Raw genomic sequence first — 16,522 nt, 5'->3', positions numbered from 1 at the left:
TGAAGTTCGGTGCCGCTCAGACTTTTTGCCATTGGCTGGCGTTGGCGGCGCTGGACTCCACCGCGGCGAGGACCCGCTGTACCTGCAGGGCGTCGGCGAAGGACGGTTCGGGCTGGCGGCCTTCTCCGATGGCCGTGACGAGGTCCACCACCTGGTGGGTGAAGCCATGCTCGTACCCCAGGCCGTGGCCGGTGGGCCACCAGTTCCCCACATAGGGGTGCTCGGGTTCGGTGACGAAGATCCGGCGGAAGCCGGCGTCGGGAGATTCGGCAGCGTCATAGAAGGACAGGACGTTCATGTCCTCGAAGTCAAAGGCCAAGGAGCCCTTTGTGCCGTTGACCTCCAGCCGCATGGCGTTCTTCCTGCCCAGGGCGTAGCGCGTCGCCTCAAAGACGCCGATGGCACCCGCGGAGGCACCGCCGTCGAACTTTGCGCTGAAGATGGCGGCGTCATCAACGGTGACCGCCCCGCGCGGAGCGTCGCTGCTGAGGTCGCCGTGGCCGCCAAGGCCCACCAGGTCGCCGGCCAGCGGGCGTTCCCGGACGAAGGTTTCCAGCATTGCCGACACCCCGCTGATATTCAGGCCGGTGACCCACTGCGCGGCGTCGATGCTGTGGGCTCCGATGTCACCCAGGGAGCCGGAGCCGGACTTGCTCTTGTCCAGCCGCCAGGTCATGGGGGCATTGGCATCGGAGAGCCAGTCCTGCAGGTACTGGGCGCGGATGTGGCGGATCTCGCCGAGCCTGCCCTGTTCCACGAACCGCTTGGCCAGGGCCAGTGCAGGGGTGCGGCGGTAGCTGAAGCCGCACATGGAGAAGACGCCGTTCTTTGCGGCGGTTTCCGCAGCGAGCGTCATCCGTTCGGCCTCCTCCACGGAGTTGGCCAGCGGCTTTTCGCACAACACATGCTTGCCCGCTTCAAGGGCGGCGATGGCAATCTCGGCGTGTGTGTTGCCGGGGGTGCAGATGTCGACGAGGTCGATGTCGTCACGCTCGATCAGGCGCCGCCAGTCGGTCTCAACCGAGTCCCAGCCGAGCTTGTCTGCCGCGGCACGGACGCCGTCGGCATTCCTGCCGGCCACCGCGGTGAGCTGTGGCTGCAGCGGCAGGTCGAAGAACCGCGGTGCGGTGCGCCAGGCGTGGGAGTGGGCTGCACCCATGAAGGCGTAGCCCACCATGCCGACCCGCAGGGGCTTGGCAGTGGTCATGGAGAGATCCTTTCTACTTGCTGAAGCCGGCGGTCAGGCCTGCCAGCAGCTGGCGGCGGCCGATGACGTAAAGCACCAGGATGGGCAGCGTGCTGAGCACCACCGAGGCGAGGACGGCCGGGATATTGACGCTGTACTCGCCCTGGAAGCTCCACAGGCCCAGGGGCAGGACCCGCAGGCCCGGGCTTTGGGTGAGGACCAGCGGCAGCAGGAACCCGTTCCAGACATGCAGGCCGTTGTAGATGGCCACGGTCACGATGGCAGGGCGGGTGAGGGGCAGGGCGAGCCGCCACATGGTCTGCCATTCGCTGCAGCCGTCCAGCCGCATTGACTCGAACAGCTCGTTCGGGACGTCGCGGATGAAGTTGGACAGGATCAGCACGGTCAGCGGGATGGCAAAGGCTATGGACGGCAGCATCAGAGCCAGCAGGCTGTCGTACAGGTTGAGCCGGATGATCATCAGGTAGATCGGGATGATCGTGGCCTGCAGCGGGATGGCAAGCCCCATGAGGAACATGCCGTTGACCAGCTTCAGGAACCGCCCGCTGCCGCGGACGATCGCGAACGAGGCCATGAATGAAATCAGCACGGTGGGTATCACGGAACCGAGCGTGACGATGGCGCTGTTCATGAAGTACGTGGCGAAGTCGGCCTCAAGGACCAGCTGGTAATTCTCCAGGGTCGGAGAGGTGGGGAGGGCCAGGGGATTCTGGCCGAAGTACCCCGCCTGCGTCTTAAGGCTGGTGATCACCACGTAGTAGACCGGCAGGATGATGATGGCCAGCCAGATCCAGCCGCCCAGTCCTCCCGGGATGTTGAGCCGGCTCAGCCGTTGGCCGAGGCCCCGCTTGGGAACCATGGAGCCGCCCATGGTTCCACTCCGGGCCTCCTGCGTATTGCTTTTCAATACGGTGCTCACCCTACAAACCTTCCAATTGGCTGCCCTGCTTGTCCTTGCCGCCAAGACGCTGGAGGAACAAGGCAAGACCGAGGCCGATGATGACGAGAATGACGGCGATGACGCTGGCCGGGCCCATGAGGTTGGCCCGGAAGCCCCGCAGGTACATGTCCAGCGCCAGGATCCGGGTGGAGTTTCCGGGGCCGCCGCCGGTGAGGACGAAGATCAGGTCGAAGTAGGTCAGCGACCCCACCACCATCAGCGTGGACGAGGTGATGATGGTGTACTTCAACTGGGGCAGGGTGATGTGGAAGAACTGCTTGATGGTCCCGGCCCCGTCGATCTGGGCCGCCTCGTAGAGCGACTTCGGAATCTGCCGCACGCCGCCCTGGTAGATGAGGGTGTGGAACGGGACGAATTGCCAGGCGATGACGAAGATGACCAGGCCGAGCGCCAGGTGCGGCACTCCCAGCCAGTCCTGCGCCAGGAACGGCAACCCCAGTCCGGTTGCCAGGCCGAAGTTGGGATCCAGCAGGGCCTTGAAGGCGATGGCGACAGCAGCGGATGAGAGCAGCAGGGGCAGGAAGTACAGCACAGCCAGGGCGGCCCGGTAGCGCTGGCTTCCGGCCGTGAACACCCCCAGCAGGAGGCTGATGGGGGTCTGGACCAGCCAGGAGACGATCATGATCAGGAACGTCAGGCCCAGCGCGTTGTACAGTCCCGGATCCGCAAACACAGAGAACCAGTTGTCCATGCCCGCCGCCCCGATGGCACCGATGCCGTCCCAGCTGGCGAAGCTCAGGATGAGCACACCCGCCAGCGGGATGACGGCGAACACCAGGAAGAAGAACAGTGCCGGCAGTGTCAGCCATGCCAGGGCGGCCTTGCGCTTTTCGGTTTCCCTGGAATCCTTGATGCCGACGGCGGCCCCTGGGGCGGTGGAGATAGCGTTACTCATTTGCCCAGGGTGGCGTTCATGTTCTCGGCGAACTGCTGCGGGGTGATCGACTTCAGGAACAGCTGGTCGATGTTGTTCAGCAGGGCCTCGGCTGCGGTGGGGCTCAGCGCCTGGTCCCAGGACTGCTGGAAGCTCGGCGCGTTCTTGGCCATGCCGTAGACGAAGTTGAGGAAGTCCTTGTCCGGGGAGCCGTTCAGCTTGTCCTCGATGCCGTTGACAATGGGAACCGAGCCGGAATTGATGTAGGCATCAATGACGGTGTCGGTCAGGATCCCGTCCTTGAAGAACTTCTTGGCGGACTCCTTTTCCTTGTCAGTGGCCTTGGAGGAAATCGACATGTACGAGGCAGGGTTGCCAACGCCGTTCTTGGGATCGCCCTTGCCGCCTGCGACAGTGGGGAAGTTGACGAAGCCCAGCTTTCCGTCCTGGACGAAGTTCTGGCCGTTCTTCTTCATGCCACCGTAGGTCCAGGAACCATGCAGCATCATGGCGGCCTTGCCCGTGAACAGAAGTGCCTGGTCTGCGTTGGAGTCCGCCGTGATGGAGGAGAAACCCTTGATGAAGCCATCCGCGGAGACGAGTTCCTGGATTTTGGTGCCGGTCTCGATCACGGCAGGGTCCATCCAGGCATTCGGCTTTCCTTCGAAGATGGCCTTGAAAACGTCGGGGCCGCCAATCCGGTCGAGCAGGTATTCGAGCCACATCATGGAGGTCCAGCGCGACTGCCCGCCAAGGGAGAAGGGGGCCACGCCCATGCCATTGAAGGTCTTGACCAAGGACATAATGTCGTCCCAGGTCTTGGGTGGCTGAACGCCGGCCTTTGCGAAGAGTTCCTTGTTGTAGAAAAGGACGATCGGGGCGACGTACTGGTTGGGCAGGGCATAGATCTTGCCGTTGACAGTGGCTGCACCGAAGACGGACGGGAAGAACTTCTTCTTCAGGTCCGGGTTCTGGTCAAACCAGCTGGTCAGGTCCTCTACCTGGTTGGCCTCGGCGTAGGTCTTCAGGCCACCGCCGCCCCAGCCGTAGATGATGGTGGGCGCCTGGCCCGCGCCGATCGCAGTCTTGATCTTGGTCTTGTATGCGTCGTTCTGGAAATAGGTGACAGTGATTTTGTCATTCGGGTTCGCCGAGCTGAACGCGTCCGCGGCCTTCTGCATCGTGGTCTGGTTCGGCTCGCCCGACAGGTACCACATGCTGGCTCCCCCGCCGCCGCTGGAGGCGCCGGGACCGGACGTCCCGCAGGCGCTGGTTGCGGCAACGGCAAAGGGAGTAAGGGCAGCGAGGGCGAGGAAAGAGCGCCGGGAGGTCTGGGGTTGCTTCATTGCTTCTCCATTGTGATTTTGCAGTCGGATTCCGGGTGTCATCTTCGACAGTCATTCGAAATATTTCGACCCGGTGATATAAGTCACGCTGTAAACTAAAGCCGGAAAAAGCCGCGCGGTCAAGGGATCGTAGAGGATATTTCTCCGTCACGATCCGGATTCCAGATAAGCCTTGACCCGAGAATCCCCCCTTCTGCACAATGAAAACGTTTCCCCATCTTCGAAAGATTGCGAACCCATGACGACCAGATTGTCGGAGCGGACCAAGCCCACGCTCGCTACCGTGGCCAAGCAGGCAGGGGTTTCGGCGCCCACGGTGTCCAAAGTGGTGAACGGCCGTGACGACGTTGCCCCCGAAACGAGGGCCAGGATTCTTGCCGTACTGGAACAGGCGGGGTATCAGTCCCCACTGCAGCGACGGGCCGCTGCGGAAAGCGGGACCGTGGTTGAAGTGGTGATCGACGTGCTCGACTCCGCCTACACCATTCAGGTCCTGAACGGCATCCTGCAGTCCGCTGCCGGCGCCGACGTCGAAATCCTGGTCAGCGTTACCGGTCAATCCACCCCTGGCCGCCACACGCCGGAGCGCCGGGCGCAGCGAATGCTGGAAGAGGGCCGGGCTGGGATGATCGTGGTGACCTCGGCCTTCAGTGAGGCGCAATTGCATGCGTTCAGGCGCCGCCAGATTCCCGTCGTCGTCATTGACCCACTGAATCCGCCCTCAGCGGATGTTGTCAGCGTTGGCGCCACCAACTGGGCCGGCGGAAAAGCGGCCACCGAACACCTGTTGGAACTGGGACACCGCCGTATCGCTTACATCGGCGGCATAGAGGGCGCGGAATGCAACCAGGCGCGGCTGCACGGCTACATGGCCGCCCTCATGGCACAGGGCATCACGGTGGACCCCAGCTACATTGTGTCCGGCGGCCGGTTCCGGACCGAGAGCGGGGTCAGTGGGTTTAGGGAGCTGCTGAAGCTCGACTCCCTTCCCACGGCCATCTTTGCCGGCAGCGACGCGATTGCCCTGGGTGTCCTGAGCGAAGCGCGGCACCATGGGATCAGGGTTCCGGAAGACATCAGCCTCATCGGTTTCGACGGCACCAACCAGGGCGAGCAATCCGTGCCATCGCTGAGTTCTGTGGCCCAGCCGCTCGAGGAGATGGGCCGGGCGGCCCTCGGGTCGCTGCTGCGCCAGGTGCGCGGCGAGGTCCTGGATTCCCACCGGGTGGAACTGGCCACGCAGGTCATCGTCCGTGAATCCACCGCTCCTCCGGCTGCCTGAAAGACGTCACATGAAAATAACCAACCTCGATACCGTGGTGGTGGACTTCTACCGGACCAACCTCATCTTCGTCCGGATGACGACCGATGAAGGCCTCACCGGTGTGGCCGAGGCCACCCTCGAAGGGCAGGAACACGCAGTCCGCGGCGCGGTGGCCGTCCTCGCCGATGCTGTCAGGGGCAAGGACCCCACCAGGATCACGCAGACCATCTATGAGGTGAACCGGGACGCCTATTGGCGTGGCGGTCCGGTGTCCATGACGGCACTCAGCGCCCTTGAAATGGCCATGTGGGATGTTTCGGCCCGCGCCCTTGGAGTCCCGGTCCACCGGATGCTGGGTGGACAGGTCCGTGACAGGGTTCGGGCCTACGCCAACGGCTGGTTCTCCGGAGCCCGGACGCCTGAAGAATTTGCCGAGGCAGCCGTACAAACGGTTGCCCAAGGTTTCCGCGGACTGAAGTGGGACCCGTTCGAGGCTGCGGACCTCACTCTTGAACCGCGGGACCTTCGGCGCATGCTTGAGCCCGTTGCCGCGGTGCGGGAGGCAGTGGGCGATGACGTTGAGCTCTTCATAGAAGGGCACGGCAGGTTCGATGTCCCCACAGCCATCCGGGTTGCCCGGGAAATCGAGCAGTTCCAGCCGGTGTTCTTTGAGGAGCCCTGCCCGCCGGACGGAATCGATGCACTCATCGAGGTGCGCAGCAAGTCCCCGGTTGCTATTGCGGCCGGCGAACGCTGGATGGGACGGAACACCTTCGTTCCAGCCCTCGCCCGTAAGGCAGTGGACTATATCCAGCCGGACGTAACCCATGCGGGCGGACTGCTGGAACTGTCCTTCATTTCCACGCTCGCCGCAGCCCAGTATGTGCCGTTCGCACCCCACAATCCGAGCGGGCCACTCAGTACTGCGGCAACGCTGCAGCTTGGGGCGGCGCTGCCGAATTTCCGGTACCTGGAAATCATGGCCACGGATGTGCCGTGGCGCAGTGAGATTTCGAACGAGCGCCTTGAATTGACCGAGGAGGGCGACATTATGATCCCCGAAGGAGTCGGGCTGGGCATCGAGCTCGACTTTGACGCGATCGCCGAGCACCCTTTCACGCTGCATCCCATGCGGATCTTCAGCGACGTGGTGGCCGATATCCGGCCCCCGGACGCCCGGTCCTACTTCAACCTGGAAGGGGCAAACATCAGCTGAGCGTGGCCGCCAGCTCTTCCTGCTGCGGATCCTCTTCGATCCGGCGCGGCCCCACGGAACCGCGGCGCACCAGGGTGGCCGTGAACTGGGCGGGAGCGGCAGGCGGCAGCCCCTCCATCTGCCGGATCAGCGCCTTGGCTGCTGCAACGCCCATGTTGTAGACCGGCTGGGCGATGACCGTCAGGGGCGGCGTGGTGAGCCGGGTCCATGCGAAGTCGTCGTACATCAGGAATGAAACGTCAGCCGGAATGGACAGGCCCAATTCCTGGATTGCTTCCACCACGCTGAGGGCAATCAGGCCGTCCGATGCCACTACTGCTGTGGCCTGGTCCGGCCCGCGGAGCACCTCACGCGTGATGCTGCGGATCGAATCGGCGTCGCCGGCATTCAACTTCACCAGGTCCTCCGGAAAGGAAAGCCCCGCCTCCAGGAAAGCCTGCCGCATCCCCTCAATGCGGTCCGCGATCTGGGAGGACTCCAGGGTGATGCCGGTGCTGTAGTGGGCGTCGGTCCGCAGCGTGGAAATGAAGGCGATGCGCCGGTGCCCGGCCTCGAGCAGATACTGGGTGGCCTCCCGGGAAATTCGGGCCATGTCCACGGCCATGGTGTCCACCTGGAGGTCCCCTGCGGTGCGGTCGATGAAGACCAGCGGGCGGCCGGAGCGGTGCACCTCCTGCAGGTGTTCGGTGTCCACGGATGAGGCGGGGGCGACGATGAGGCCGTCCACCCGCTTGTCCAGCAGGACCCGCACCGCATCCACTTCCGCCGCCCGGTCCTCATCGGTGTTGACCAGGATGACGTTGTAGCCGGCTTTCTTGGCCGTGTCCGTGATGCCGCGCGTGGCAAGGCCGAAATGCGGGTTTTCGATGTCACCCACCACCACCCCAATGGTGTGGGATTTCCCCGTATTCATGCTGCGGGCCAGCTCGTTGGGCCGGTAGGAGAGTGCCTCCGCGGCAGCGAGGACGCGCTCGCGGACGTCCTCGCTGACGGCGCCATAATTGCCCAGCGCCCGGGCGGCCTGGGCCTTGGAAACCTGCGCAGCCTTGGCGACGTCGGCAACTGTTACGTCCCGGCGTCGTGCTCCATCACCGTTCATCTTCACCTTTCGGGGACCTGTTGACGGGCCCTGTGACTTCCGCTACATTTCTATCCATCGATGTGAGTCCGGTCTCAATCCTAGGGTGTGAGACCGGACTCAACAAGAGCATCGGCGACTTTCTTCGGCGGCCCTGACAGCACCGCCTCCCTCCCAACGATTGGACAACGCTGTGAAGAAAAAGACTCTCCGCCCGGCCGGCATTGCCGCGGCAGCCCTGGCCGCCGTCCTGGCGCTCTCCGGCTGCAGCTCCACCTCCGCCGCCTCCACCACCGAAAACAACCCCTACGGACTGATCCAGCCCGGCACCATCCGGGTGGCAAGCCTGGGCGACTCCAAGCCCTACACGTTCGCCGACGCCTCCGGAAACTTCACCGGCTTCGACGTGGAACTCTTCAAGGACGTGGCCCACCGGGCCGGTGTGGACAATGTGGTCTTCACCGGACAGGACTTCTCGGGCCTCCTTGCCGCGGTTGCCAACGGGCAGTTCGACGCCGGTGTGGCAGCGATCGGCATCACGGACAAGCGGAAGGAAACCGTGGACTTCTCCGACGGTTACCTGGCCGGCTACCTGACCGTCATCACCACCAAAACCTCCGGCATCACCGGCGCGGACGGGCTGGCCGGCAAACGCCTGGGCGTGGTCCAGGGAACGCTGCAGGAAGCCTATGCGGTGAAGAACTTCACCTCGGCCAGCCTGGTCCGCTTCCCTGACAACAACACCGCCATCGCAGCGGTGAACAGCGGAACCGTTGACGCGCACTTCCTGGATTACGAGGCCGCCAAGGCCTATGAGGAGCAGCACGGGCTGGTCAGCGCCGCGGACATCCCCTCCTTCGATGCTCCGGCAGGGTTCGCGGTAGCCAAGGGCAAGACCGCCTTCAAGGAAGCCCTGAACAAGGGCCTGGCCGCAGCCATGGAGGACGGCACCTGGAAGAAGCTCTACCAGAAGTGGTTCCCGGGCTCGCCGATGCCCGAGAAGTACCTGCCCAAGGCTGAACAGACCGCGTCGCCCACACCGGCCAAATAGGCGCCAGGGCCACATAGGCACCGGGCAACCAGGCGCAGGCACGTAAGCGCCTGGCCAGCAAGCCCTTTGGCCACCTGACCGGGCGGGCCGCCGTACGCGGCCCGCCCGGCACCCCCCATCATCTACCTCTGAGAGCAACCATGGACTGGCTCAACACCATCATCCGTACCTTCTTCGACTTCGGCGCTATGGCCGAGGTCCTGCCCCAACTCCTGGCGGTCGGCCTGCTGAACACGCTGATCATCTCCATTGCCGCCACCGTCCTTGGAACGGTGCTGGGCATGGTGGTGGCCGTCATGGGCATCTCACCATCCAAGTGGCTGCGGGTTCCCGCCAGGATCTACACCGACCTGTTCCGGGGCCTGCCCGCCATCCTCACCATCCTGCTGATCGGCCAGGGTTTCGCCCGGCTCAGTCAATCCATCTTCGGCCCCTCGCCCTACCCGCTGGGCATCATCGCGCTGAGCCTGATCGCCAGCGCCTATATCGGCGAGATCTTCCGCGCCGGAATCCTCAGCGTGGACAAGGGCCAAGGCGAGGCCTGCCGTGCCCTGGGCATGAGCTACGCCAAGTCCATGGCCCTGGTGGTGGTGCCCCAGGGCGTCCGCCGGGTCCTCCCGGCCCTGGTGAACCAGTTCATCGCCATCGTCAAGGACTCCTCCCTGGTCTACTTCCTGGGCCTGCTGGTCACCGAACGCGAACTCTTCCGCGTGGGCCAGGACGCCGCGGTGCTGTCCGGCAACCTTTCGCCCCTGGTGGCCGCCGGCCTCCTCTACCTGGTGATCACCGTCCCCCTGACGCACCTGGTGAATTACTTCGACAACAAGTTCCGCACCGGCCGCCGCCGCGCCGCACCGCCCACCAGCGGCCTGAAGGAAGTCAAGGAACTCGATGCGGCCTCGCCGCTCACAGCCGGGAGCAACACATGAACACCCCCACCACCCTGAACACCGTCACCCCTGAGGCACAGGCATTCCACGGTTCCAGCCTGGAACTGCGCAACCTCACCATGGCCTACGGGGACATCGAAGTGCTGCGCAACGTCAGCCTCACCGTGGCCCCGGGTACCACCACCTGCATCATCGGCCCCTCCGGATCCGGCAAGTCCACGCTGCTCCGCGGCGTCAACCGGCTCCACGAACCCAAGAGCGGGAATGTGCTGCTCGCCGGCGAGAGCACGCTGGGCGCCAACCCGGACACCCTGCGCACCCGCATCGGCATGGTGTTCCAGCACTTCAACCTCTTCCCGGACCACACCGCCGAGGAAAACGTGGCCCTTGCCCTCTGGAGCGTCAAGGGCATGCCCAAGGCCCAGGCCATGGAACGGGCCCGCCAACGGCTCGCCGAGGTCGGGCTTGCCGAACGCGCAGACCACCGCCCCCGCGACCTCTCCGGCGGCCAGCAGCAGCGCGTCGCCATCGCACGTGCCCTGGCCATGGAACCCGAAGTGATGCTCTTCGATGAGGCCACCAGCGCCCTGGACCCCGAACTGGTCAAAGGCGTCCTTAACCTCATGGCCGGACTGGGCCGCCGTGGCATGACCATGCTCGTGGTCACTCACGAGATGGGCTTCGCCCGCAAAGTTGCCGACCAGGTGGTCTTCATGGACGAAGGCGAGGTAGTGGAAGCCGGAACCCCCGCCCAGCTCTTCGACAACCCCCGCAGCGAACGCCTCCAGCGCTTCCTCTCCGAGGTCCTCTGATGGGTACGGTTGCAACGGCACCCATCCGTACCGCCGTCGTCGGCTTTGGAATTTCCGGCAAGGTCTTCCACGCACCCCTGCTGGCTGCCAACCCGGACTTCTCGCTGGACGTCATCGTCACGGCGCAGGCGGAGCGTGCGGCGGAGGCGGCACGCCTCTATCCGCAGGCACGGATTGTCGGCACTCCGGAGGAACTGTTCGCCCTGGCTGCGGACCTGGACCTGGTCATCCTGGGCACTCCGCCGCACACGCACTATGGGCTGGCCGCAACGGCCATAGCCCACGGCCTGAACCTGGTGGTGGACAAGCCTTTCGTGCCCACGTCCGCCCTGGGCGAGGAGCTGATCAGCAGGGCGTCCGACGGCGGGGTGCAGCTGACGGTGTTCCAGAACCGCCGGTGGGATGCCGACTTCCTCACCCTGCAGAAGGTGCTGGCGTCCGGAGGCGTTGGCGAGGTCACCAGTTTCGAGTCGCGGTTCGAATGGTGGCGGCCCGAAGGCTTTGGCAACTGGCGGGACACCGTGTCCCTGGCTGAGGGCGGCGGCATCCTGCACGACCTCGGCGCACACCTGATCGACCAGGCCATCCAGCTGTTCGGCCCCGTGGACACCAGCTACGGCGAGACGGCCAACCGCGGGCCGCATCCGGATGCGGCCGACACCGAAGCCTTCGTGTCGTTGCTGCACGCCTCCGGCGTCCGCACGCGCCTCTGGATGAACGGCATGGCCGCTCAGGCCGGACCCCGCTTCCACGTCCTGGGCAACCGGGCCGGCTACACCAAGTGGGGCCTGGACGGACAGGAAGCCGCGCTCGCTGCCGGGATGCCGCCGTCGTACCCCGCCTATGGCGTGGACCCCCAGGAGCGTTGGGGGCTCCTGGGGGCGGACGGGGCAACCACTCCGGTACCCGCCGAACGCGGCGCGTACCCGGAGTTCTACGTCCAGCTGGCCGCCGCCCTGCGCGGGAACGGGCCGCTGCCCGTCGATCCCGCCGAACCCCTTGAGGTGCTGAAGGTCATCGAAGGCATCCACGCCCTGGCCTGACGCCCCTCCGATTCTTTTCCATGGACGCGCCGTCCGCGTCCATCCCATGTATTCCATAGAAAGTGACCCTCATGTCCCCTGCATCAGCCACCAAGCGCGTCGCCGTCATCGGCGGCGGGATCCTCGGCGTCTCCACCGCAGTCCACCTGCTCCGCGAAGGAGCCTCCGTGATCCTGCTGACCGAGCGCGGCCTCGCCAGTGAAGCCAGCGGCCGCTCACTGTCCTGGCTCAACTCGGCCGGCGAACGGTCCACCCCCTACCACCAGCTGCGCGTGGCCGGCGTGGACCGCTACCGCACCCTTTTCGCCGCGGACCCCGGCCGGGAATGGCTCCAGTTCGGCGGCGGCCTGATGTGGAACGCCGCGGGGCAGCATGAGGCCACCGAGGCCCGGCACGCCTACGAAAAGTCCATCGGCTATGACTCCAAGCTGGTTGCTCCAAGCGAAATTTCGTCCGTTACCCCGGGAATCGATGCGGGCGCCGTGCCGGAGAACGCCATCTTCAATCCGGGCGAAGGCTGGGTCAGCCTGCCGGACCTGATCGACTTCCTCATGGAGGAATTCCACGCCAGGGGCGGCGAACTGGTCCTCAACGCCGGAAAGGCGTCCGTCATGGTGGAGGACGGCCGGACCTCGGGTGTGGAGACCGCGTCGGGCGGGACGTACCCGGCCGACGCCGTCCTGGTGGCGTGCGGCGCGGCGTCGCCCGCCGTCGTCGAACCCCTGGGGGTGAACATCCCCAACGGCTCGCCTGTCTCCATGCTGGTGGTGACCAAGCAGGTGCAGCACGACGTGGCCGCGGTGATGAATACCCCGCGCGCCGCCGTGCGGCCCAACCCGGGCGGCACGTTCGCCCTGGACCACGACTGGTACGAAGAACAGATCACCGAACACGCGGACGGATCGTTCAGCATCCCGGACGAGGTGGTGCAGGAACTCGCTGACGAGGCGTCCAAACTGGTGGCCGGCAACCCGGAACTCAAGCCCGCCTCCTGGAAGATGGGCTACAAGCCGATTCCCGGTGACGGCGAACCGGTGCTGGGCGAACTGGGCCAGGTGCCAGGGTGCTACGTTGCCTTCACGCACTCCGGCGCCACCCTGGGACTCATTGCCGGAGAACTTCTCGCCGGCGAGATCCTGACCGGCCGGAAGCACCCCATGCTGGCCACCTTCCGGCCCGGCCGCTTCTCCTAAAGCACAACAGGCGGGGCCGTGTGGCTCCGCCTGTTTTCGCGTCCGGGCCGGGAAGCGGCCGCGTCCAGGCCTGGTCCGGGCTGGGAAGCGGCCGCTCAGGCCCCCAAATGCCCGGTGAGCCGGCGGTGGAAGCCGGTGCTGCGTTCATCAAGGCCTTGGATGGTCACGGCGGCCCCGTGGTCGGCGTACTTCGTTTCGATGGAGTCGAGGGCGGCCACCGTCGAGGCGTCCCAGATCTGGGCACGGCTGAGGTCGATGGTCACCCGGGCGGGATCGTCGGCATAGGCGAACTGCTCAACGAGGTCGTTGCTGCTGCCGAAGAACAGCGGCCCCACCACGTCGTAGCGGACGCTCCGGCCGTCCCCGGCCGGGGTCCGCTCCACAGTGATGACGTGGGCCACCCGGCGGGCGAACAGCACCATCGCCAGGACAACGCCCACCAGGACGCCGTAGGCGAGGTTCCCCGTCAGGACCACGACGGCCACCGTGACCACCATGACTAGGGTCTCCGGGATGGGCATCCGCTTCAGGGTGGACGGTTTGACGCTGTGCCAGTCCACCGTGGTGACAGCCACCACCATCATGACCGCGGCCAGTGCCACCATGGGGATCTGCCCCATGGCCGAGCTGAGGCCGGTCACCAGGGCCAGCAGGAACAGCCCGGCCACGACCGTGGAGATGCGGGTGCGGGCTTGGCCGGTCTTCACGTTGAGGACCGTCTGGCCGATCATGGCGCAACCGGCAATGCCGCCGTAGAAACCGGCCAGGATGTTCGAGACCCCCAGGCCCCAGGACTCACGCCCCTTGTGCGAGGGGGTGTCCGTGATGTCGTCCACGAGTTTCGCCGTCAGGAGGCTTTCCATGAGGCCCACGAACGCGACGCTCAGCGCGGTGGGCAGCACCAGCTGGAAGGTCTCCAGGTTCACCGGGACAAGGAACGGGGTGAGTCCGGGCAGCTTGCCGGTGAGGGGACCTTCGTCCAGGACGTCGGGAACGGAGAGGCCGGCGATGATGACGATCGCCGTGACGACGACGATGGCCACCAGCGGCGACGGGACCGCCTTGGTGAAGCGGGGAAGGATGAAGATGATGGCGAACGTCAGGGCGAACAGGACGTAGGCCAGCCATGGCACGTTGAGGACATGGGGCACCTGCGCCATGAAGATCAGCACGCCCAGGGCGTTAACGAACCCGATCATCACCGACCGGGGGATGAAGCGCATCAGCCTGGCAAGGCCGGCCAGGCCAAAGACCACCTGGATGACGCCGGCAAGGAGTACGGCCGGCAGGACGTACTGGACGCCGTGCTCATGGACCAGCGGGGCGATCACCAGGGCGACGGAACCGGCTGCGGCAGTGACGACGCCGGGCCGGCCACCGAGTGTGGACATCGCCAGTGCCAGCACGATGGAGGCGACAAGGCTCACCATGGGATCCACCCCGGCCACGATCGAGAACGAAATGACTTCCGGGACCAGGGCGAGGGTGGTGACCATGCCGGCCAGGACCTCGCGGGACAGCTGCCGCGGAGAGCGCAGCGCGGTGAGGACGGTGATCGGTTTCCGAAGAGGGCGGGTGGGGTGGGCGACGGCCAAGAAGCGACTCCAGGGGACTTGGCTCTCCTGTGAGAGCAGGGTGGGCAACGTTTCTGCGCGCCACGATGCGCACGGGTCCAGCCCGGCCATGGAAAACACTGGGGTGGAAAGGGAAGGTGCCGGTGACGTTCGGCTGCATAGGCAACATTACCGTCAAACCGTCCGGCCGCGCCGGGGGTGGCAGCGGGGGCATGGCGCGGCGGGTGGGCGCCGGAAGCTGGATGTGTTCCGTGCCGTTGCCAAACTGTGGCGTTCCGGCCGGCCCCGGCCCGGGGCGGCAGTAAGCACGGCTGATAAAATGGCCGGGTTGCAGGGCGGCCTTTTTGAAGCTGGGGCGAGCAGTGCCGTAACAAGGTAGGGGACCACAATCATGACGGCAGGCGGGTCACACCTCAGGATGTCGGAGAGCCGGCCGGGCACACCGGCCGGGATTTCCGTGCCCGCCAAGGGCCATGCCTACCTGGCAACCATCGAGGGTTTCATCGGCGCCCTCATGATGTTCGTCGGCTCCATCGGGACGGGCTGGATCGCCAATGGCTCGCCCATGATCCGCCAGCCCGTGGTGATTGCACTCCGTACCGAAGGGTGGGGGGTGGCCGTGTCCACCGTGCTGCTGACGGCCGGCGCCATGCTCCTGATGCGCTCCTGGCTCCGGCTGGGCCAGCGGCTGGGGGACTGGGGAAAATCGTCACTGCGGTCCGTGGTGGTGGCCATATCCGCCTGGTCCCTGCCGCTGCTGTTCTGCGTCCCGGTCTTCTCCCGCGACGTCTACGCCTACACCGGCCAGGGCCGGCTGGTCCAGGAGGGCCAGAACCCCTATGAGGTGGGCATTTCCACCCTCAACAACTGGTTCTCCCTGGGCGCCGATCCCGCGTGGGCGGAAAACCGCACCCCCTACGGCCCGTACTTCCTCTGGCTGGCACGCGCGGTGGTGGGACTGACCGGAGCCCAGCCGGACGCGTCCGTCCTGCTGTTCCGGCTCCTGGCCGGCGTCGGCGTGCTGCTCTGCGTCATCTACGTGCCCAAGCTCGCCGAACTGCACGGGATCAACGGAGCGCGGGCGCTCTGGATCTCCGTGGCCAACCCGCTGTTCCTCATCAGCTTCATCGCCAGCGCCCATAACGACGCCCTGATGGTGGGGCTCGCCGTCGCAGGTGTCTACCTGGCCGCCACCCGCCGCTACCTCCTGGGTGTCCTCCTGGTCACCGTCTCGATCGGCATCAAGCCCATCACGGTGCTGCTGCTGCCCTTCATCGGAGTCATGTGGGCCGGCCCCGGCGCCTCCTGGCCGCGCAAATTCCTGATGTGGGGCGCCACCGCGGGCATCAGCTTCGGCGTCCTGGCCATCAGCGGCATCCCCTACAACCTCGGCATCGGCTGGACCTGGGCCATCATGGACCCCACCCCCGGCTATACCGGCTACTCGCCGTCGGGCTTCCTGGGCCAGCAGGTGGAAATGCTCGCCAACGCCCTGGGGCTGCCCGGCGGAACGCTGGCCACCTGGCTGCGGACCGGCATGAAGTGGGCGGCGATCGCACTGGTCCTGCTGCTGATGTTCCGCGGCGACTACTCGCGGGCGGTGCGCCGGATGGCCCTGGCGTTCACCGCCGTCGTGATGCTCTCACCCATCATCCAGCCCTGGTACATCCTGTGGTTCCTGCCGTTCCTGGCCGTCACCGGAATCCGGGACGACTGGCAGATCCGCTCACTGTACGTGGCCGTGACGTTCTTTGTGGTGTTCGGGGCCCAGGACCAGCTGTCGGTCTGGTCCTTCGTGGAACTGCCCATCGACGCCTCGTCCCTGGCGTTCTTCACGGCACTGGCGTTCACGTTCTACCTGCTGGTGCTGGACGTCCATACGCGCAAGCTGCTCATCGAGGGCAGGCCGCTGGACCTTGCCCGGCAGGCCTGGCGTTGGGTGGTGGAGCGCAGGGCAGCGCGGCGGGCTGCCGCAGGCACCGCCGCCGACCCGTCCGAAAACCGCTGACGGTC

General features: G+C 65.7%; 14 protein-coding genes. 8 read left to right on the top strand and 6 right to left on the bottom strand.

The window, feature by feature from the left end:
• Positions 1-16 precede the first annotated feature (16 nt).
• Genes ASG86_RS18930 through ASG86_RS18915 form a run of 4 tightly spaced genes read right to left on the bottom strand, consistent with a single transcriptional unit; the run spans position 17 to position 4,388 of the window.
• Positions 17-1,207 (bottom strand): Gfo/Idh/MocA family protein, encoded by a 1,191-nt coding sequence (locus ASG86_RS18930; protein WP_056338111.1) that lies wholly within the window; start codon positions 1,205-1,207, stop codon positions 17-19.
• 13 nt (positions 1,208-1,220) lie between these two features.
• On the bottom strand, positions 1,221-2,126 hold the full coding sequence (locus ASG86_RS18925; RefSeq protein ID WP_056338109.1) for a carbohydrate ABC transporter permease: 906 nt from the start codon (positions 2,124-2,126) through the stop codon (positions 1,221-1,223).
• Between the two features lies 1 nt (position 2,127).
• Positions 2,128-3,063, bottom strand: a complete 936-nt coding sequence (locus ASG86_RS18920; protein WP_056338106.1) for a carbohydrate ABC transporter permease — start codon at positions 3,061-3,063, stop codon at positions 2,128-2,130.
• The gene (locus ASG86_RS18915; protein ID WP_056338102.1) at positions 3,060-4,388 is read right to left on the bottom strand and encodes an extracellular solute-binding protein; all 1,329 of its coding nucleotides are present in this window, start codon (positions 4,386-4,388) and stop codon (positions 3,060-3,062) included. Before ASG86_RS18915 ends, ASG86_RS18920 begins: the two co-directional genes overlap by 4 nt.
• 238 nt (positions 4,389-4,626) lie before the next feature.
• Here ASG86_RS18915 and ASG86_RS18910 point away from each other — a divergent pair, with 238 nt between their 5' ends.
• Together ASG86_RS18910 and ASG86_RS18905 are read left to right on the top strand one after the other, a co-directional pair.
• The gene (locus ASG86_RS18910; protein ID WP_056338099.1) at positions 4,627-5,670 is read left to right on the top strand and encodes a LacI family DNA-binding transcriptional regulator; all 1,044 of its coding nucleotides are present in this window, start codon (positions 4,627-4,629) and stop codon (positions 5,668-5,670) included.
• A 10-nt stretch (positions 5,671-5,680) separates the two neighbouring features.
• Positions 5,681-6,868, top strand: a complete 1,188-nt coding sequence (locus tag ASG86_RS18905; RefSeq protein WP_056338096.1) for a mandelate racemase/muconate lactonizing enzyme family protein — start codon at positions 5,681-5,683, stop codon at positions 6,866-6,868.
• On the opposite strand, the gene ASG86_RS18900 is transcribed toward ASG86_RS18905, so the two are convergent.
• Positions 6,861-7,967: a LacI family DNA-binding transcriptional regulator gene (locus tag ASG86_RS18900; protein WP_056338092.1), complete on the bottom strand. Its 1,107-nt coding sequence runs from the start codon at positions 7,965-7,967 to the stop codon at positions 6,861-6,863. The genes ASG86_RS18905 and ASG86_RS18900 overlap by 8 nt on opposite strands.
• A gap of 172 nt (positions 7,968-8,139) precedes the next feature.
• Between ASG86_RS18900 and ASG86_RS18895 the strand changes: the two genes are divergently transcribed.
• From ASG86_RS18895 to ASG86_RS18875, 5 genes are all read left to right on the top strand, one after another.
• Complete coding sequence (locus ASG86_RS18895; RefSeq protein ID WP_056338089.1) at positions 8,140-8,997, top strand: ABC transporter substrate-binding protein; 858 nt, start codon at positions 8,140-8,142, stop codon at positions 8,995-8,997.
• 140 nt (positions 8,998-9,137) lie between these two features.
• Positions 9,138-9,926 carry an amino acid ABC transporter permease gene (locus tag ASG86_RS18890; protein WP_056338086.1) on the top strand — a complete coding sequence of 263 codons (789 nt, stop codon included), beginning with the start codon at positions 9,138-9,140 and terminating at the stop codon, positions 9,924-9,926.
• Positions 9,923-10,699 (top strand): amino acid ABC transporter ATP-binding protein, encoded by a 777-nt coding sequence (locus tag ASG86_RS18885; protein ID WP_056338084.1) that lies wholly within the window; start codon positions 9,923-9,925, stop codon positions 10,697-10,699. The genes ASG86_RS18890 and ASG86_RS18885 overlap by 4 nt, the downstream gene beginning before the upstream one ends.
• On the top strand, positions 10,699-11,742 hold the full coding sequence (locus ASG86_RS18880) for a Gfo/Idh/MocA family protein (protein ID WP_056338082.1): 1,044 nt from the start codon (positions 10,699-10,701) through the stop codon (positions 11,740-11,742). The genes ASG86_RS18885 and ASG86_RS18880 overlap by 1 nt, the downstream gene beginning before the upstream one ends.
• A gap of 71 nt (positions 11,743-11,813) precedes the next feature.
• Complete coding sequence (locus ASG86_RS18875) at positions 11,814-12,935, top strand: NAD(P)/FAD-dependent oxidoreductase (protein ID WP_056338080.1); 1,122 nt, start codon at positions 11,814-11,816, stop codon at positions 12,933-12,935.
• Positions 12,936-13,030: 95 nt separating this feature from the next.
• On the opposite strand, the gene ASG86_RS18870 is transcribed toward ASG86_RS18875, so the two are convergent.
• Complete coding sequence (locus ASG86_RS18870) at positions 13,031-14,530, bottom strand: SulP family inorganic anion transporter (protein ID WP_056338075.1); 1,500 nt, start codon at positions 14,528-14,530, stop codon at positions 13,031-13,033.
• A gap of 370 nt (positions 14,531-14,900) precedes the next feature.
• Here ASG86_RS18870 and mptB point away from each other — a divergent pair, with 370 nt between their 5' ends.
• Positions 14,901-16,517, top strand: coding sequence for a polyprenol phosphomannose-dependent alpha 1,6 mannosyltransferase MptB (gene mptB / locus ASG86_RS18865; protein ID WP_156386237.1), 1,617 nt, complete (start codon positions 14,901-14,903; stop codon positions 16,515-16,517).
• The last annotated feature ends 5 nt before the right edge of the window (positions 16,518-16,522 follow it).

The sequence above is a fragment of the Arthrobacter sp. Soil764 genome (genome assembly GCF_001428075.1).
Classification (GTDB): Bacteria; Actinomycetota; Actinomycetes; order Actinomycetales; family Micrococcaceae; genus Arthrobacter.
The sequence above is the reverse complement of the archived record's forward strand: the minus strand, read 5'-3'. Positions and strand labels throughout refer to the sequence as shown.